Genomic DNA, 19,226 nt, shown 5'->3' with positions numbered 1-19,226 from the left:
TCCTGTCGTCACAGGCCATCCTAACCGATAGAGGATAAGAAAGACATTCGTCTACAGGGAGGCTGGTGCCGTTTTGCGTGACTTTTCGTGGAACTGTTTCACTGTGACGGGCAGCATTGATGCATATCTCTTGTACAAGGACACCACCATGCACACCAGCAAGCGTGATCAAGGAGGAAAACGGGAACCGGAAGCGAAGGCGGAGGGCTGACGAAAAATCCATGTTGGTAAAATGCGAGGGGATTGTAATCCGGGCCCGGGACTATGGGGAAAGCCATCAGGTTGTTACCTTGTTTACACGAGAGCAAGGAAAAATGGCGGCAATGGCCCGCGGGGCCAAAAAGCCCAAAAGCCGTTTAAGTGCAGCGACCCAGCCTTTTACCTCCGGTTGGTATCTGTGTTACACCGGCTCAGGGATGGCTACCCTGTCTCAGGCGGAAATCCAGCGTTCGCGGTACGGGTTGCGCTCGGACCTTCTGTTGACGGCGGTAGCGGCATACATCACGGAATTATTGGACAAACTGACGGAAGAGCGCCAGGTACAGCCTGCGCTTTTTTCCCAGTTGGAGACGACCTTGGATATGCTGGAAGAGGGAGCGGACCCCGACATCCTCACCCATATCTTTGAGTTGAAGGTATTGGAAGCGGGGGGATATCGTCCCCGTCTGGATGGGTGCGTCCACTGCGGAGCGGTGGATCAACCGGTTTCATTCAGTGTGGCGTCGGGGGGATTTTTGTGTTTGGACTGTGTTTACAGGGATAAACGGGCGATCCCGATCACTTCGGCAACCGCACGTGTGTTGAAATTGTTGCAGCGGGTGTCTCCGGACCGGGTAGGACAGGTGGACCTGAAGCGAGAGACCCGGTCCCAACTGGAACGCATCACTCGGGCATTCATCGATGAACACGTGGGAGTTCCCCTTAAATCAAGAGGTTTTTTGGAACGGATGAAACGGGATTGGCAAGATGAAAAGAAATGATTGACAACGCGCTTCGGTTTTTGGTATATATGATCTATGTAATGGAATGATAAAGGCGCAATGATGGAAGAGAGTAACCGGTCCTTTGTGGACATCAGCGAGCCGGGGAAGGTGCAAGCCCGGTCACAAACCCGGTGAAAGGCGGTCTGGAGCGCTTATGTAATGGAGTGGATTCGGCTTTTGCCGGGTCAAATAGGGTGGAACCGCGGGAACCCTCCCGTCCCTATGGAAGCGGGTCGCTTTCACAGGAGATGGAAGAGGTTTTTTTATTTGTCTGGAGGTGGGGGAGATGAATATGCAATCGATTATTTTGAAGTTGCAAGCGTTTTGGAGTTCCAGAGGATGCGTGCTGGCTCAACCCTACGATGTGGAAAAGGGAGCAGGCACAATGAACCCGATGACTTTTTTGCGCTCACTGGGCCCGGAACCGTGGAATGTGGCCTATGTGGAGCCTTCCCGCCGCCCGGCCGACGGACGCTATGGCGAAAATCCCAATCGAGTGTATCAGCATCATCAGTTTCAGGTGATTATGAAGCCTTCGCCGGACGACATCCAGGAAGTGTATCTGGACAGCCTCAAAGAGCTGGGGGTCAACCCCTTGGAGCATGATATTCGCTTTGTGGAAGACAATTGGGAAAATCCCGCGATGGGAGCGGCCGGTTTGGGCTGGGAGGTGTGGCTGGACGGGATGGAGATCACCCAGTTTACCTATTTCCAGCAGATCGGCGGGTTGGAAGCCGATCCTGTATCCGTGGAAATCACCTATGGTTTGGAGCGTTTGGCTTCCTATATCCAGGATAAAGAAAACATCTACGACCTCAGCTGGGTCCGTGGCGTCACCTACGGAGATATCTTCAAACAACCGGAGTACGAGCATTCCAAGTACTCCTTCGAGATTTCCGACAGCGCAAAACTGTTCCGGTGGTTTGATGAGTATGAAGAAGAGGCCGGCCGGGCATTGGAAGAAAGCCTGGTGTTTGCCGCCTATGATTATATCCTGAAGTGTTCGCACACGTTTAACTTGTTGGATGCCCGGGGCGCCATCAGCGTGACGGAGCGGACCGGCTATCTGGGACGCGTGCGCGCATTGGCCCGCCGTTGTGCCAAAACATATGTGAATGAGCGGGAACGACTCGGTTTTCCGCTGCTGAACAAGGGAGGGAACGCCCATGCCTGAACGGGATTGGTTGTTGGAGATCGGGTGTGAAGAGATTCCGGCCCGTTTCGTGGAGGGCGGATTGAAACAGCTGAAGGAGAAAACGCTCACTTGGCTGAAGGAGAATCGCATCTCTCACGGTGAAGTGAACGCTTGGGCGACTCCCCGTCGGCTCACACTGCTGATAAAGGGAGTCGCCGACCAACAGGAGGATGTGTCGGAGGAAGTTCGCGGTCCCGCCCAGCGAATCGCACAGGATGGGGATGGAAATTGGACCAAGGCCGCGGAGGGGTTTGCGCGTAAACAAGGGGTAGATGTGACTGCCCTCGTATTGAAAGAACATAAAGGGGAAACGTATGTGTTTGCCCGAAAGCAGGAGCAGGGCAAACCGACCATCCGGTTGATGGAGGAAGAATTGCCGACGGTGCTGGACGGGATCCATTTTCCAAAAGCGATGCGTTGGGGGAGCCGTCGCACCCGCTTTATCCGGCCCGTACGATGGATGGTTTGTCTATGGGGGAATGAGGAGGTACCCTTGGCCTGGGCAGGGGTGACTGCCGGCCGGGAAACCCGTGGACACCGCTTCTTAGGTTCCCGTACCGTTTTGGAAAGTCCTGCTTCCTATATGGAAACCCTGCGTCAACAGCACGTGATCGTCGACGCCGAGGAACGACGGGAGATGATCCGCTCGCAACTGAAGCAGTTGGAGGAGCAGCATGGCTGGACCATTCCTGTGGATCCTGAATTGCTGGATGAAGTCACTTATCTGGTGGAAACACCGACCGCCTTGTATGGACGTTTTGATGAAGCTTATCTAAAATTGCCTCCAGCTGTGTTGATCACCACCATGCGGGAGCATCAGCGCTACTTCCCGGTGGAAGGGGCGGATGGTCAGCTGCTGCCTTATTTTGTAACGGTACGCAATGGAAACGATCATGCCCTCTCCACTGTAGCCAGAGGGAATGAAAAGGTGCTTTCCGCCCGTTTGGCGGATGCCCGTTTCTTCTATGAAGAAGACCAAAAGCTGCCGATTGCGACCGCGGTGGAAAAGTTGGACCAAGTGGTCTATTATGAAGATCTCGGTACCATCGGAGATCAGGTGAGGAGGATTCGGGCATCGGTACAGGAGATGGCTGGCCGCTTGCAACTCCCCGACACGGACATTCAGACTCTCTTGCGGGCGGCGGAGATTTGCAAATTTGACTTATCCACACAGATGGTGTATGAGTTTCCCGAACTGAGCGGGCTGATGGGTCGGGACTATGCATTGAAAGCAGGCGAGGATGAGGCGGTGGCCGATGCCATCGAGGAGCATCACTATCCCCGGGCTGCCGGTGATCGTTTGCCTCAAGGAACGGCGGGTGCGTTGATCAGCTTGGCTGATAAAATCGATGCGGTGGTATCCGCTTTCGCCATTGGAATCCAACCGACAGGTTCCCAGGATCCTTACGGCTTGCGCCGCCGGGCTGCCGGTGCCGTACAGATTTTGACCGGTCGGGGATGGAGTGCCTTGCCGCTGTCCGAGTTGACCGGACTCACGTTGAAACGGCTGGCCGATGATGGCTGGGTGAAACGATCTCTTGACGAAGTGCAGGAAGAATTGGACACCTTTTTCCGTTTACGGATCAAAGCCATGCTGCAAGAAGCGGGAATTCGTTATGATATTATCGATGCCGTGTTGGCCGCGGGGACGGACCAGCCGAAACTGGTATTGGACAAGGCCCGCACCCTGGCGGCTCGGGTGGATGCGGAGGCATTCAAATCGGTGGTGGAAGGATTCAGCCGTGCCGCCAATCTGGCCAAGAAGGATACAGACGGGGCTCCGGTTGACCGGGAACGGTTTGAGAGTCAGGCAGAGCATGATTTGTGGAATGCGGTTCAAGAGACGCGAGAGAGCTTTGAAACCGCGTTGACCGCCCGTGATACGGATCGCATGTTGGATGCGTTGAGTGCGTTGGCACCATCCATCCATGCCTTTTTCGAAGAAGTGCTGGTCATGGCCGATGACGAAGCGGTCCGTCGGAACCGTCTGGCCCTGCTGCGGGAAATCGATGCGCTGGTCGGCCGCTTCGCCGCTTTCAATCAATTGGTGTTCGCTTCCTGATCGTTATAAAAAGACCGTCCCCTAGCTGGGACGGTCTTTTTAAATACCAGTCCGTAACACATTACGTGCGCTTAAGCTTATTGATGTAACGGATCAATTCTGATGGTTTGCATATTTAAAATAATATATTGGCCTTGCCTGTTATAAGTCAATGGCCTTGTAAAACTAAGACCCATAGGAACCACTCGGTTTTCTTATATTTTACAGATCCGTCGCGGTAACGATTTTGCACCGGATCAATATTGAGGTTGATTTCTTCAAGCATTTCAGGGGCGATTTTAGTCACATCTTTCTCTTCGGCAAAGGCGCTAAGCGGAAACGCAAAAACTACAGTCGAAATCATCAAAATCACTACAAAGTGTTTCGCGATATTCCCTTGTAATGTTATACTTTTAAAGTACAATCCATTCTTAATATACTATTTGTCTAATGTTGACCATTTTCATCGAAAAGGGAGAGGGTCTTTTTATGTTTTTTGGGGACAATGATGTAGATCAAATACGCATTTGGGGATCCATTTTAATACCGTTGATCGAATTCTTGGTGTTTGTCGGGAAGGTCGCAATTGTATACTTTGCGGCGTCACTGTTCTATAAGAAGCACATAAAGTCGTCTAAGAAAGATGATTGAACGATGTTCCCACCCAAAAAAAGATCAGACTAAAGTAAAACAGCCCCTAAGACGGGGCTGTTTTTGTTTCAAACCCTTATCGCTTTTTTAACCGCAAGAGCGGTTCCGCCATCTCTTTCAGCTGGTTCTTGTTAACGGGGAGGATGATGGGGAGATTGGGGTCGACCTGATCGGCAAAGTCCAACAGCTCCGGATAAGCGCCTTCAGGGAAGGGGACATGATGGGTGGTGTCGGTGTCTCCCCAGCTGATGGCAAAAGAAAGGCGCACGAGGGAGGTTCGGTTGGATACTTGTTCGTAGAACTGTATCCAAGTCCGGGTTGCGTTTAAAATCTCCTTCTCCGTGGCCGCCGCGAACAAGCTGCGGGAACGATGCATATAGGAAAGTACGTGGGAGGTGATCCGGGCGTGGGCGGTGTCGAGGCATATGCCGGTTCCGGTTGCCTCCGCAATCCGGAGGAGGTGACGCGGAGTACGCAGAGCCGGGTGGATTCGATCCCGTCCGGGTTCGAAATATTCCGTACCGCCCATGGGTGCATTTTCGATGAGCAACCGGATGTCGAGGGATCGGGCTTTTTCCTCCAGTTGTTTCAGTTGGTCGATGATCGTTTCTACATACCGGGTCTTGTAATCATGGAGAGCGTTGAAATCCCGGGGACGGGCATCCAGATAATCAAATACTTCCCCTAACGTGACCGCTGCCCCGTGACAGATGAAATAACGATGAGGACTCTCTTCAAAAAGTAGAGCAGCGGTTTCCAGCCAATACTCCCAATCCTCCAGATTGATGGGGCCTTTTCCCAAGGGCATGTTCTCCGGTGCCCGGAATGCAACAGGCCGGGTTTGGGTGATCTGAAAGAGGTCTGATAGTTCTTCGCGAGAGTAGCGTGTGCTGGGCAGTTGAAGTTCAATGTCATGAATACCCTGGTCGCGTACCTGGCGCATCTGATGAAGTTCGGCGTCTGCCTGTGCTGTTATCGGGTTGGAAAACAACATGGGTAGATTCCTCCAATCCACTTCTTCCTTCCTCATTCTATAGAGAATTCGGCTGGTTGACAATGAGTCACGTCCAGTATACCCGTTACCGACAATTGGCAAAGACGGGCCGGAAAAAAGGTTGCAGAAATAGAAATCGGAATATAGTATATACTATATAATCATTTTTATCTTACAGTATGTCATATTAAGCGGGTCTTTATCGCAGGTACTAAAGGAGGTGTCCGACAATCGAGCTAAGTGAGCGCCAGGAAATGATCTTGCGGATCGTGAAAGATGAAGGCCCTATTACCGGTGAACAGATCGCGGAGCGGTTGAGCCTCACCCGGGCCACCTTACGTCCGGATCTTGCCATCCTGACAATGTCCGGTTACCTGGATGCACGACCACGGGTGGGGTACTTTTATTCTGGTAAAACAGGAAGTCAACTGCTGGGTGAACATTTTCGAAAGCTGATGGTTCGCGATTATAAATCCGTTCCGGCGGTTTGCCAGGAGGAAACATCGGTCTACGACGCTATTTGCACGATGTTTCTGGAAGATGTGGGGACGTTGTTTGTCGTAAAAGAAGGGGGCATACTCACCGGAGTGATTTCCCGCAAGGATCTGTTGAAAAGTTCGATGGGAAGCCAGGACCTGCAGAACATTCCGGTCGGAGTGGTGATGAGCCGGATGCCCAACATCGTCAGCTGCCACTTGGATGAATCCTTGTTGGATGCAGCCGCCAAGCTGATCCGCAACCAAGTGGATTCCCTTCCGGTCGTTAAGGAGCGGGAGGAAAGCGATCATTTCGAAGTGGTGGGGAGGATTTCAAAAACCACGATTACAAGAGTATTTGTGGAGATGGGCCTAGGTAAGTCCGTCTGAAATGCCAGGGAGGGATCAATCATTACTAGTACATCGAATCAACCCGTTATTTTTATTTTATCCGACTCCGTGGGGGAGACGGCGGAATTCGTGATTCGCGCTGCCTCCAGCCAATTTAATGGCAGTCAGGCGGATATTCGCCGCATCCCTTATGTGGACGACAAAAAAACGATTGAGGAAACCGTGCGGGCAGCTGCTGAGGTAAATGGAATAATCGCGTTTACCATGGTGGTGAGCGAGCTACACGATTTTCTCCTGGATGAAGCGAATCGCCAGGGTGTGCAGGTGGTGGATATTATGGGGCCGATGCTAAAAGGCTTGTCCACCCTCTACGGTCGGGAACCCAAGCGGGAACCGGGATTGGTCCGCCGCTTGGACGATGAGTATTTCCGCAAGGTGGAAGCGATCGAATTTGCGGTGAAGTATGATGACGGACGCGATCCGCGCGGATTGTTGCGGGCGGACGTGGTACTGATCGGTGTTTCCCGCACGTCGAAAACTCCCTTGTCGATGTACTTGGCTCATAAGCGGCTCAAAGTGGCCAACGTTCCGTTGGTCCCGGAAGTAGAACCGCCGGAAGAGTTGTTCATGCTACCGGTAGAAAAGTGTATCGGATTGACCATCGAACCGGATCAATTGAACGGGATTCGCCGGGAACGCTTAAAGTCCCTGGGCCTCACCGCGAGGGCCAATTACGCCAATATCGAACGAATCCTGCAGGAATTGGAGTATTCGGAGAAGGTCATGAAGCGGGTGGGTTGTCCCATCATCGACGTCTCCAACAAGGCAGTAGAAGAAACGGCCAATATCATTCTCGACATGTTCCGCAGAGGAGGAAGGCACACATGAGTCATGCCATGGTCATCGCTTTCGATGAAGGTCGGCTGGATTGGAAGCATCTGATGGGGGGCAAAGGGGCTAACCTGGCGGAAATGACCCGGGCCGGACTTCCGGTGCCTCCGGGATTCACTATCACAACTGCTGCGTGTCTTCAATACTATGATGCAGATCGTACGATGACCCGTGAACAGAAGAATGAAATCGCCTCCGCTTTGTCCGCTTTGGAAAAACGATCAGGCAAAAAACTGGGTGATCCCAATGACCCACTCTTGGTTTCTGTGCGTTCCGGCGCCGTCATTTCCATGCCGGGGATGATGGATACGGTGCTTAATTTGGGATTGAACGACCGCACCGTGGAAGGGTTGGAAAAGCTCACCGGAAATGCTCGTTTTGCCCGTGATTGTTACCGACGGTTCATCCAGATGTTCGGAGATGTGGTGTTGGGTATTCCCCATTACCGTTTTGAGCGGGTGATCGATGCGAAAAAGAAGGAACGCGGCGTGGATTTAGACACTGACTTGACCGCGGAAGATTGGGTGGAGGTGACCCGTTCATTTAAGGAACTGGTCCGGGAGGAGACGGGCGAGGCATTTCCGCAGGATCCCGTGGATCAGCTCCATCGTGCGATTGTGGCTGTCTTTGATTCGTGGAACAACCAACGGGCCCGCGTTTACCGAAAGGTCCATCAAATTCCCGATGACCTGGGAACAGCGGTCAATGTACAGATGATGGTGTTTGGCAACATGGGGGAAGATTCCGGGACCGGTGTGGCGTTCACCCGCAATCCTTCCACAGGGGAGAAGGTGTTGTACGGAGAGTATCTGATTAACGCTCAAGGGGAAGATGTCGTGGCCGGGATTCGCACGCCGGAACCGATTGCTGCTTTGGCCGACCGCATGCCGGATATTTACGATTCCTTTGTCGATATTGCTGCTCGTTTGGAGACGCATTATCAAGACATGCAGGATATTGAGTTTACAGTGGAACGGGGAAAGCTTTACATCCTGCAAACCCGCTCCGGGAAACGAACGGCTCATGCTGCTGTTAAAATCGCCGTGGATTTGGTGGCCGAAGGCGTGATCTCACGGGAAGAAGCGATCAACCGTGTGGACCCCGATCAGCTGGATCAGATCCTTCATCGTCGCATCGATCCTGAAGCGGATCTGGAGGTGTTGGCCAAAGGCCTGCCCGCTTCTCCGGGAGCTGCATCGGGACAGGTGGTGTTTGACGCCGACACGGCGGAACGATGGGCGCAGGCAGGGAAAAAAGTCCTGTTGGTCCGACTGGAGACGACGCCGGAAGATATACACGGTATCGTCGCTGCCCAGGGTGTCCTCACTACCCGAGGCGGCATGACCAGCCATGCGGCCGTCGTCGCCCGTGGAATGGGCAAACCCTGTATTTGCGGCTGCGAAGAGATTAAGATCGACTTGAAAAAGAAAGAAATCAGGGTGGAAAATCAGGTGCTGACAGAAGGGGATGAACTCTCCATCGATGGCGGTAGCGGCCGGGTGATCGGCGGCAAGGTTCCCCTGATCGATCCCGAGCTTTCAAGCGAGTTCCAGCAATTGTTGGCTTGGGCGGATGAAGTGCGTAAACTCCGAGTGCGGACCAATGCGGATAATCCTGTCGATGCGTCCAAAGCACGGGAGTTCGGCGCAGAGGGAATCGGGCTGTGCCGGACGGAGCATATGTTCATGGACCCGGAAAGGGTGCCAAAGGTTCGTTCCATGATTCTGGCGGAAACGACCGAAGATCGTGAGCAAGCCCTTGAGGCCCTGTTGCCCTTGCAACGGGATGACTTTCATGGAATCTTTCGGGCGATGGACGGTCTTCCCGTCACCATTCGCCTATTGGATCCTCCTCTTCATGAGTTCCTGCCTAATCTGGAAGAGTTGCAGATGGAGGTGGCACGGCTTCAGGCGAAGGGGGATACCGATCCCAGGGAACTGCGGGAGAAGGAAGCGCTTTTGCGTCAGGTTCGTGCCTTGCATGAATTTAATCCGATGCTGGGGCACCGCGGATGTCGGCTCGGCTTAACGCATCCGGAGATATACGCCATGCAGGTGGAGGCGATCTTTCAGGCGGCATCCCAAGCGATGAGCGAAGGCATCACGGTGAAGCCGGAGATCATGATTCCATTGGTGGGCCATGTTAACGAATTAAAAGAGATGAGAGAATTGGTGGAACAGGTGGCGCAGAAGGTTCAAACCACTGCCGCTGTCGACATTCCCTTTACGGTGGGCACCATGATCGAAGTGCCGCGGGCCGCCCTGACAGCGGGAGAGATCGCCAAATCCGCCGACTTTTTCTCCTTCGGCACCAACGATCTAACCCAAACGACGTTTGGTTACAGCCGTGACGATGCAGAAGGGAAATTCCTGCATCACTATATGGAACGGAAGATTTTGCCGGAGAACCCCTTTATCACGCTGGATCGAGAAGGAGTGGGGCTGCTGGTCTCCATGGGTGTGAATGAAGGACGGATGGTAAAGACGGACCTGAAAACCGGCATCTGTGGAGAGCACGGCGGGGAAAAACGTTCCATTCACTTTTGTCACGAGGTAGGACTAGACTATGTCAGCTGCTCTCCTTTTCGGGTTCCCCTCGCCCGTCTGGCGTCAGCACAAGCCGCTTTGACGGAAAGGGAGGAAGTAGCAGGAACCACTTCGTAAATCGAAAATCATCATTCCCAACAAACGATCCACGCCCGGTATCATACCAGGCGTGGATCGTTTTGGGGGAGGAAGTGTAGGGGACGGTGTCGAAAAATGATGGGAGAACAGGGATAAAGGAATGTGCGATTTGTACTTACTCAAACCATTCACTGCCATGGATCGGGAAGTGTTGGTTCCGTTTCTTCGGAAGAATCGTTTTGCTATCTTATTTCCCCAAGCAAGACGATGAAAGGAACAATGCTTTCGATCCAGATTAACCGGATCACGGGCAAGTTCAAATGAAGCCAAAATCACCCGTTGGAAAGACAGAAGCGGGTGGCGGACCACCTAATCGAATCATCCAACCCTGATGCCGGGGAGATTGGACGCTTAATATCTACAGGCGAACCAAACGAACGTGATCCAAGTCCTAGGTTAGCCGGTTTGTCTGCCCTCTTTCTTCTAAATGTCGTTTCATCGGTACAGGGTCAAACTAGTTTAATAATGTCAAGGGATGGAAGGATTTTTTTCATCGATCCGCGTATAATACAAAGGAAAGATGGAAGGAGAAACCATCGCCGTTCCGTCGCGGGATAGTGGCAGGATTTTGGAGAATCGTGTAGAATAAAAAGATATGCAGTCGCAAAACCAATTCAGTTTTTCCATTTTTTCTCTGGAGAATTTAGCGTCTAAGGTTGCAGGAGTTTGACGAATCTTGGCGAATAGGTACGAATATGTCAACCATCCGCGCAAGAGGGAAATGGATATCTGGGAGGCGGTGATTTCTTGAAGGGACGGATCCCTGACGAAGTCATCGACCGTGTCCGGGAGCATCATGACATCGTCGACGTGGTCAGCCAGTCGGTCCAGCTGAAGAAGAGTGGCCGCAATTACTTCGGCCTCTGCCCTTTCCACTCTGAAAGCACTCCCTCTTTTTCCGTGTCCCCCGATAAGCAGATCTATTACTGTTTTGGGTGCGGGGCCGGTGGGAATGTCTTTAAATTCGTGATGGAGATGGAGCAGTTCACCTTTGTAGAAGCGGTCCATCATCTGGCGGACCAGGCGGGAATTACGGTTCCCCGTCTGGATGAAGGCGAGTCGGATCCCGAGGAGAAAGAGAAGCAGCGGTTGCGTGAAGCGATGGATCTGGCTGCAAGGCTGTTTCATCACTTGTTGATGAACACGGACCATGGAGAGGAGGCGAGGGAATATCTTACCCGCCGGGGAATCCAACATTCCACGATGGAAGAATTCCAGCTAGGGTACGCTCCTGACTCTTATCGGTTCTTGTTGCCCTTTCTCAAACGGCGGGGATTTCATGAAGACGAGCTGATAAAGGCAGGTCTGGTTGCACAACGGGACTCTTCCACGGGTGGGCGCTCTTCCTGTTTTGACCGGTTTCGGGGGCGGGTGATGTTTCCCATCCACGATTCCCAAGGGAGGGTGATTGCCTTTGGCGGACGTTTGTTGGGGGATGGGCGCCCCAAGTACTTAAACAGCCCCGAGACTCCCTTGTTTCATAAGGGCAAATTTTTATTCAACCTGCACCGGGCACGTAAATCCATTCGAAAAGAAGCGCAATCCGTTCTATTTGAAGGTTACATGGATGTCATTGCCGCATGGCAGGCCGGTGTCAAAAACGGCGTCGCCACATTGGGAACCTCATTGACGGATTCTCAAGCCCGGGTGATTCGCCGCAACGCTGAGACCGTGATACTCTGCTATGACTCCGACACTCCCGGGCAGCAGGCGGCTGAACGGGGGATGGATGTGCTGAGGGAGCGGGAGTGCGTGGTTAAGGTGGCTCGGATGCCCCATGGGATGGATCCGGACGATTATATTGGAGAATACGGAGCCGATGCCTTCACCGATGAAGTGCTGGCCCAGGCTTTGCCCTTTACCGCGTTTAAGCTGGAAACCATTAAAAAAGACCATAATCTAAACGATGAAGATGATCGGATGCAGTATCTGGCACGGGCGGTCGAATTAGTGGCGCGGTTGCCTCAGGCCATCGAGCGCGACCATTACCTTCGTCGGCTATCCGAGGAGTTCGACATTTCATTGGATGCCTTGAAACAGGAACAGCGGAAAGCCGCGTCAAAAAAGAAGAGGGCACCCCGGGGGGATAAAGGCCAAGGGAAGTGGAATAATGGATATCATGGTGGCAAACACATGGTCGCTTCCCATCAACGATCGAAAACCCCTCTTGAGATCGCGGAACGACGCCTGTTGGCCATCTTACTCCAACACCCGGAATACTTGGACAGAGCAATGGGAGAGATCGGCGTCAACTTCCAGACTGAAGCTCATGAAGCCATTGCCGCTTATCTTTATTCATACCACCGGTCAGGCTTCGACGGGGGGCTACATGCATTCATCCGGTTGGTAGACGATGACTCGTTAACCTCTTTGATTGCGGAACTGGGTATGATGGATCTGCCCCAGGTCAACTTGGAAGAGGAAGTGGATGGCTGTATCCGGCGCATCCGCCAGTTGAACCGGGAGCGGGAAGTCTTCGCCGCAAAGCGGGAACTGGAAAAGACCAAGGATCCGTTAGAGGCAGCGCGGTTGGCACAGGAATCCATCCTTCGTCTATACCGGAACCGAAACCATGACTGATCATTCATATTGTCTGAGTGCGCTGGCATTTGCCACAGCCGTCCCGACCGGGGTTGAACTGGTGTATAAGAGGGAACAGGTTCAAAAGGGGGCTGAAGCAAAGAGCCAGGGAAGGAGGGAACGCAAGGTTGGCAAACGAACAAAATGTGGACTTGGAGCAAGAAGTCACTCTGGAACAAGTAAAAGAGCAACTGGCGGATCTCGGAAAGAAACGCGGGGTCCTCACATATAAAGAGATCATGGAAAAAATGTCTCCATTCGACCAAGATCCCCAACAGATGGATGAATTTTTTGAGTCCTTAAGTGAACAGGGGATTGAAGTGATCAACGAAGAGGATGACAATATCGTTTTTTCCCAGAACGATGAATCGGAAGAGAATGATTTGTTGGAGGACGATCTAAGCGTTCCTCCCGGTGTGAAGATTAATGACCCTGTCCGTATGTACCTGAAGGAGATTGGTCGTGTGCCGCTTCTTTCTGCGGAGGAAGAGGTAGAGCTGGCCACGCGGATTGAAGCGGGTGACGAAGAAGCCAAACGTCGTTTGGCTGAAGCCAATCTCCGGCTGGTGGTAAGTATCGCCAAGCGGTACGTGGGTCGCGGCATGTTGTTTCTCGACTTGATTCAGGAAGGGAACATGGGCTTGATTAAAGCCGTGGAAAAATTTGATTACCGCAAAGGCTTTAAATTCAGCACCTATGCGACATGGTGGATTCGTCAGGCGATTACGCGGGCCATCGCCGACCAGGCACGTACGATTCGGATTCCGGTGCATATGGTGGAGACAATCAACAAGCTGATTCGGGTTTCCCGTCAGTTGTTGCAAGAACTGGGCCGGGAACCCTCTCCGGAAGAGATTGCGGAAGAGATGAACCTCAGCCCGGAGAAGGTCCGGGAAATTATGAAAATTGCTCAGGAACCGGTCTCTTTGGAAACCCCGATCGGGGAAGAGGACGATTCCCATCTGGGCGACTTTATTCCCGATGATGATGCCCAAGCACCGGCGGACGCGGCTGCTTATGAACTGTTGAAAGAACAATTGAAAGATGTGTTGGATACGTTGTCCGATCGGGAAGAAAACGTGTTGCGGCTCCGATTTGGATTGGATGACGGGCGCACCCGCACACTGGAAGAAGTTGGGAAAGTGTTTGGTGTTACCCGGGAACGGATCCGCCAGATTGAGGCGAAAGCCCTGCGCAAGCTGCGCCATCCCAGCCGTAGCAAACGGCTGAAGGATTTCCTGGAATGAATAGGCGAACCTACTGATTTGGCAAAAGCACCGATTCGGGTGCTTTTTTATTTTTTCTCTCACCCGCACCTTATTCTGGTTCAATTTTATCCCTTTTCCGAACCCAATGCAAACCCCATGAGGGGGAGGAATAGTCTAAAATTGGGTGGATTCTAAAAATTCTTGATGAAAAATCGCATTTACTCTTATAATGAGTGTGAAAGCGCTGTCATAGCGAGACCAGGGAACAAAAGTGACCCAGGCAAGACTTGTGCTCGATGAGTGCATAGCGAGATCAGGGAACGAAGTGACCGGCGAGACTAGTACTACAGTTGTGTTTATAAGAGCAGGTGCAAATGTGAGAAGGGAGGGTGGTGGGATGGCTGCGATCCTTTGCGCTTTTTGCAAGAGATCGAAGACAGCCCGCCAGCCGGACCAACCCACGCTCCTATACTCGCTTCATACAAATGTAACTGTAGTACTAGGGCCTGTCTGGATATTCAATCTTTCCGGTGAGTGAGCAAGGTGGATGTGGCCGGTGAAGAGCCTGTGCGCTTGACGGCCACACCGACCGGGATCTCGCCTGACGGATTAACCAGACACGCCCTTGCACTGTGAGTGGCAGGTTATCGGATAGAGACAGAGAACCGGGGGTGGAGGAAAATGAATTTTGAATTGTCAGAAGAGCAGCGGATGATCCGAAAGTTGATGCGGGATTTTGCGGAGGGAGAGGTGGCACCTGGCGCTGATGAACGGGACCGAACCAAGGCGTTTCCCGCTGAAGTGTTCCGGAAAATGGCCGATCTCAACCTCATGGGCTTGCCCTTTCCGGAAAAGGTGGGAGGGGGAGGGGCGGATACCATCAGCTTCGCCATCGCAGTGGAAGAATTAAGCCGTGTGTGTGCTTCCACGGGGATTACCTATTCCGCCCATGTTTCGTTGGGTTGTGCCCCCCTTTATCTATTTGGAACAGAAGAACAGAAAAAAAAGTATCTGGTTCCTCTTTGCAAAGGGGAGACGTTGGGCGCATTCGGCCTTACGGAACCCAATGCCGGTTCTGATGCCGGGGGGACTAAAACGACGGCGGTCCGGGAAAAGGACGAATGGGTGATCAACGGTTCCAAGTGCTTTATCACCAATGCCAGTTATGCCGATTTTGTCGCATTAACCGCCGTTACCGGACCCGGTCCCGAGATTACGGCTTTCATCGTTCCTGCGGATACGGAAGGGTTTCGCGTCATCGACAATTATGTCAAGATGGGCTTAAACAGCTCCAATACCACTGAACTGGTGATGGAAAACGTTCGTATTCCGGAAGAGAACATTCTGGGAAGGATTGGACACGGGTTTAAGCAGTTTCTTATCACGTTGGACGGCGGACGGATCGGGATTGGAGCGATGGCCGTCGGAATCGCCCAGGGAGCGTATGAAGCGGCTCTGGCCTATGCAAAGGAACGGGTTCAATTTGGTCAATCGCTGTCCAAGTTCCAAGTGATCCAGCATAAATTGGCGGATATGGCGATGGAGATCGAACTGGCCCGGACAATGGTTTACAAGGCAGCTTGGTTGAAAGACGAGGGAAAGAAATTTACCAAAGAAGCCTCCATGTGCAAACTGTATGCATCGGAGATGGCGATGAGAGTGTGCAACCAGGCGGTTCAAATCCATGGAGGATACGGATATATGCATGACTATAAAGTGGAACGTTTCTTTCGCGATGCCAAGCTGACGGAGATCGGGGAAGGAACATCAGAAATTCAACGCACGGTGATTGCCCGGGAAATCGGTTGCTGATCGAGTAGGAGCCTTCCTTTCCTTCTGCCCGCTATTTGGGTTACAATGGGGACGGATTTCTAGTTCCCTTTTTATCCATATCGATCAAGTTTTCGTGAAGGGAGGTTTGGTTTTCCGTCGGAGTCGACTCTGCCACGCATGGAGCGAAGACGGAAAACCAAGCCTCAGTGTAAAGGGGTAAGGAAAACTGATCGGATGACTTGGAAGGGCTGGTATCATGGCGTGGCGTCCATGATCGTTTTTGAGAGAAGGAGAGGAAGGAACATGAATCATCAACCGGCATATCAGGTTTTGTTATATTATCAATTCGTCCCGATTGAAAATCCGGAAGCCTTTGCGGAAGAACATCTTCAATTTTGCCGTGAGTTGGGTCTGAAAGGGCGGATCCTGGTGGCGCCAGAAGGGATCAACGGTACTGTTTCCGGAACGGTTGAGCAAACGGAAGTCTACATGGCGCATCTGAAACAAGATCCGCGGTTTGCAAACATGGCATTCAAAGTAGACCCTCATGATGGACACGCTTTTAAAAAGATGCATGTGCGTCCGAAAGAGGAGCTGGTCACGTTCCGCGTAGAGGGAGAACTGGATCCCAACAACCGAACGGGTCAGCGTCTGAATCCGCGGCAGTTTTACGAGGCGATGCAGCAAGAGGATGTGTTAATCGTGGACGGGCGCAACGACTACGAATACGATCTGGGCCATTTTCGCGGCGCGATCCGCCCCGACGTGCATTCGTTTCGTGAATTTCCTGAATGGATCCGGGAGCATTTGTCTCCTTACAAAGACCGGACGATTCTCACATACTGTACGGGTGGAATTCGCTGTGAAAAGCTGACCGCTTTCATGCTGGAAGAAGGCTTTCAGCATGTGGCCCAATTGGATGGGGGAATCGTCACCTACGGCAAGGATCCGGAAGTGCGGGGGCGTCTCTTTGACGGGAAGTGCTTTGTCTTTGATGAGCGCCTTTCCGTTCCGGTAAATCAGGAAGAGGAAGTGGTGGTGGGAACCTGTATTCACTGCGGGAAATCGGCGGAAACCCCTCATAATTGTGCCGATCCCAGCTGTCACCACCTGCATCTGTGTTGTCCGGATTGTCGCGAGAAACAGGATGGATATTGTTCCGATTCCTGCAGGGAAAATCATGGGCGCACAAGCCATGCCTCCTAATTGAAAGAGCATCCATAGAGAGTGCTCAGCAGTAATCAAAGCGAGACCAGGGAACGAAGTGACCGTGGCGAGACTTGTGCTATCTAGTGCAAAGCGAGACCAGGGAACGAAGTGACTCTGGCGAGGCTTGTGCGATCCAGTGCAAAGTGGGTCTTTCGTCTCCACGCCTCTTTCCCTACCACAGATGAGGGGAAGTCCGCTCCACCGAAAATCGGTCCCCTCTTCCTTTAATAAAAAGTTTGTCAGCCGTCTCAGCGCCCTTTGAGGGTGCTTTTTTGTACGTGAAATGAAACGTGGATACACCTGCAATGTTGGAGAATAGCAGGAAAGCGGAAATAGCTGTGCGAATAGAAGGAATAATATTTGTATTCCTTCGCTTTTACAAGCAGGCCTTTCAACTGATCTGGAAAGGAGACGGCTCTATGAAAACAGATTTGTTAAACCTTACTGTGGGTGGCTTATTGGATGACAGGGTGTCCCGGTTTGGGGATCGGGAGGCGGTGGTCTACCCGGATCGGGGAATCCGGTGGAGCTATCGGGAGTTCCAACGACAGTGCGATCAGGCAGCCAAGGGGTTGATAAAACTGGGGGTTCGCAAAGGAGATCATTTGGCCGTATGGGCGAGCAACCACCCTGAGTGGCTGGTGACGCAGTTTGCCACGGGGAAGATCGGGGCGGTGATGGTAACGGTGAATACCAACTACCGTGCCCGGGAGTTGGAGTATCTTCTGCGTCAGTCGGATACGGAAACGTTGATCCTGATGGATTCCTTCAAGGGTGCCAGCTATGTAGACATGCTATATGAGATTTGTCCCGAGCTGAAACAGGCGGAGCCGGGGCAACTTCGTTCGAAGCGGTTGCCGTGGCTGCGAAACGTGATCTTCCTGGGAGATGAAGCGAAGCCCGGTATGTTTAACTGGTCCGAGGTGATGCGGATGGGAGAAAGCGTACCGGATGAAACCCTGCAGGAACGGCAGGATTCCCTCCATGCGGAAGACGTCATTAACATGCAGTACACTTCCGGCACCACGGGTTTTCCTAAAGGGGTGATGTTGACCCATACCAATATCGTCAACAACGCCCGCAGTATCGCCGCTTGTATGGAGTTGACGGAACAGGACCGCATGTGTATCCCTGTTCCGTTTTTCCATTGCTTCGGCTGCGTGCTGGGCACCTTGGCGTGTGTGACGGTCGGGGCAGCGATGGTTCCGGTGGTGGAATTCGACCCGCTCACCGTGATAAAAACCGTGGCGGGGGAGCGATGCACCGCTTTGCACGGGGTTCCCACCATGTTTATCGCCGAATTGAATCACCCCGAATTTTCCCGCTTTGATCTATCCAGTCTCCGTACGGGGATCATGGCGGGTTCTAACTGTCCCATGGAAGTGATGAAACGGGTGATTCATGACATGGGGGCATCGGAGATCACGATCGCATATGGACAGACGGAATCGTCACCTGTCATCAGCCAAACACGGACCAAAGACCCGATTGAGAGGCGGGTTTCCACTGTGGGCAAAGCGTTGCCCGGTGTCGAGGTGAAAGTGATTGATCCAGCAACCGGAGAAGAAGTTCCGCCCGGTGTGCAAGGGGAACTCTGTACCCGTGGTTATTTAGTAATGAAAGGATACTATCGGTTGGCAGAAGCAACCGCCGAGGCGATTGACGAGGATGGGTGGTTGCATACCGGAGATCTGGCCCGGATGGATGAAGAAGGGTATCTGAGGATAACCGGCCGCCTAAAAGAGATGATCATCCGCGGAGGAGAAAATATTTTTCCGCGGGAGATCGAGGAGTTTCTCTATACCCATCCCAAGATTCTGGATGTGCAGATTGTAGGCATTCCCGATGAAAAATACGGGGAGGAAGTGATGGCTTTTATCCGGTTGAAAGATGGGGAGAACTTGGACAGCGAGGAGGTGCGCAACTTTTGTAAGGGTGCCATCGCCCGCTATAAAATTCCCCGCTATATCCAAATCACGGACAGTTATCCCATGACAGCCAGCGGCAAGGTTCAAAAGTTCCGCCTGCGGGAAATGGCCATCGCAGAGTTGGGATTGGGCCATGTAACCGGAAAGTGACTAACATTGTCCCCGCTTCACCGATTTGGTCGGGCAAAGCACCAACGCGATTCCGCATATGCTTGCAGGGTTCAATCCCCCTCTTGTAATCTGAAGGCAGGGAAATTTCAGA

The 19,226-nt window shown here is 52.5% G+C and carries 14 protein-coding genes; 12 read left to right on the top strand and 2 right to left on the bottom strand.

Annotated elements, in window-relative coordinates:
• Positions 1 to 73: 73 nt before the first annotated feature.
• From JOE21_RS05020 to glyS, 4 genes are all read left to right on the top strand, one after another.
• The gene (locus tag JOE21_RS05020) at positions 74 to 211 is read left to right on the top strand and encodes a YqzL family protein (RefSeq protein WP_309863171.1); all 138 of its coding nucleotides are present in this window, start codon (positions 74 to 76) and stop codon (positions 209 to 211) included.
• A 10-nt stretch (positions 212 to 221) separates the two neighbouring features.
• Positions 222 to 980: a DNA repair protein RecO gene (gene recO, locus JOE21_RS05015; RefSeq protein ID WP_309863169.1), complete on the top strand. Its 759-nt coding sequence runs from the start codon at positions 222 to 224 to the stop codon at positions 978 to 980.
• 289 nt (positions 981 to 1,269) lie between these two features.
• On the top strand, positions 1,270 to 2,157 hold the full coding sequence (gene glyQ, locus JOE21_RS05010; RefSeq protein ID WP_309863167.1) for a glycine--tRNA ligase subunit alpha: 888 nt from the start codon (positions 1,270 to 1,272) through the stop codon (positions 2,155 to 2,157).
• On the top strand, positions 2,150 to 4,240 hold the full coding sequence (glyS, locus tag JOE21_RS05005) for a glycine--tRNA ligase subunit beta (RefSeq protein ID WP_309863164.1): 2,091 nt from the start codon (positions 2,150 to 2,152) through the stop codon (positions 4,238 to 4,240). The genes glyQ and glyS overlap by 8 nt, the downstream gene beginning before the upstream one ends.
• Before the next feature lie 148 nt (positions 4,241 to 4,388).
• Here glyS and JOE21_RS05000 read toward each other — a convergent pair whose 3' ends face one another.
• Both JOE21_RS05000 and JOE21_RS04995 read right to left on the bottom strand, forming a co-directional pair.
• Complete coding sequence (locus JOE21_RS05000; RefSeq protein ID WP_309863162.1) at positions 4,389 to 4,583, bottom strand: hypothetical protein; 195 nt, start codon at positions 4,581 to 4,583, stop codon at positions 4,389 to 4,391.
• A 363-nt stretch (positions 4,584 to 4,946) separates the two neighbouring features.
• Positions 4,947 to 5,864, bottom strand: coding sequence for an IolE/MocC family protein (locus JOE21_RS04995; protein WP_309863157.1), 918 nt, complete (start codon positions 5,862 to 5,864; stop codon positions 4,947 to 4,949).
• A gap of 230 nt (positions 5,865 to 6,094) precedes the next feature.
• Between JOE21_RS04995 and ccpN the strand changes: the two genes are divergently transcribed.
• The 8 genes from ccpN (at position 6,095) to JOE21_RS04955 (ending at position 19,114) form a co-directional block, all read left to right on the top strand.
• Entirely contained in the window at positions 6,095 to 6,730 is a 636-nt protein-coding gene (gene ccpN, locus JOE21_RS04990; protein WP_510183842.1) for a transcriptional regulator CcpN, read from the top strand.
• Positions 6,731 to 6,751: 21 nt separating this feature from the next.
• Entirely contained in the window at positions 6,752 to 7,579 is an 828-nt protein-coding gene (locus tag JOE21_RS04985) for a pyruvate, water dikinase regulatory protein (RefSeq protein ID WP_309863814.1), read from the top strand.
• A complete protein-coding gene (gene ppdK / locus JOE21_RS04980; RefSeq protein WP_309863151.1) occupies positions 7,576 to 10,245 on the top strand; it encodes a pyruvate, phosphate dikinase in 2,670 nt (889 codons plus the stop codon). The genes JOE21_RS04985 and ppdK overlap by 4 nt, the downstream gene beginning before the upstream one ends.
• Before the next feature lie 768 nt (positions 10,246 to 11,013).
• Positions 11,014 to 12,846, top strand: a complete 1,833-nt coding sequence (gene dnaG, locus JOE21_RS04975; protein WP_309863148.1) for a DNA primase — start codon at positions 11,014 to 11,016, stop codon at positions 12,844 to 12,846.
• Positions 12,847 to 12,974: 128 nt separating this feature from the next.
• Complete coding sequence (gene rpoD, locus JOE21_RS04970; protein WP_309863146.1) at positions 12,975 to 14,093, top strand: RNA polymerase sigma factor RpoD; 1,119 nt, start codon at positions 12,975 to 12,977, stop codon at positions 14,091 to 14,093.
• A 642-nt stretch (positions 14,094 to 14,735) separates the two neighbouring features.
• Positions 14,736 to 15,866 (top strand): acyl-CoA dehydrogenase, encoded by a 1,131-nt coding sequence (locus tag JOE21_RS04965; protein WP_309863143.1) that lies wholly within the window; start codon positions 14,736 to 14,738, stop codon positions 15,864 to 15,866.
• Between the two features lie 264 nt (positions 15,867 to 16,130).
• Positions 16,131 to 17,033: an oxygen-dependent tRNA uridine(34) hydroxylase TrhO gene (gene trhO, locus JOE21_RS04960; RefSeq protein ID WP_309863141.1), complete on the top strand. Its 903-nt coding sequence runs from the start codon at positions 16,131 to 16,133 to the stop codon at positions 17,031 to 17,033.
• Positions 17,034 to 17,467: 434 nt separating this feature from the next.
• Positions 17,468 to 19,114 carry an AMP-binding protein gene (locus tag JOE21_RS04955; RefSeq protein WP_374709327.1) on the top strand — a complete coding sequence of 549 codons (1,647 nt, stop codon included), beginning with the start codon at positions 17,468 to 17,470 and terminating at the stop codon, positions 19,112 to 19,114.
• Positions 19,115 to 19,226 lie beyond the last annotated feature (112 nt).

The organism is Desmospora profundinema (genome assembly GCF_031454155.1).
Taxonomy (GTDB): Bacteria; Bacillota; Bacilli; order Thermoactinomycetales; family DSM-45169; genus Desmospora; species Desmospora profundinema.
The sequence above is the reverse complement of the archived record's forward strand: the minus strand, read 5'-3'. Positions and strand labels throughout refer to the sequence as shown.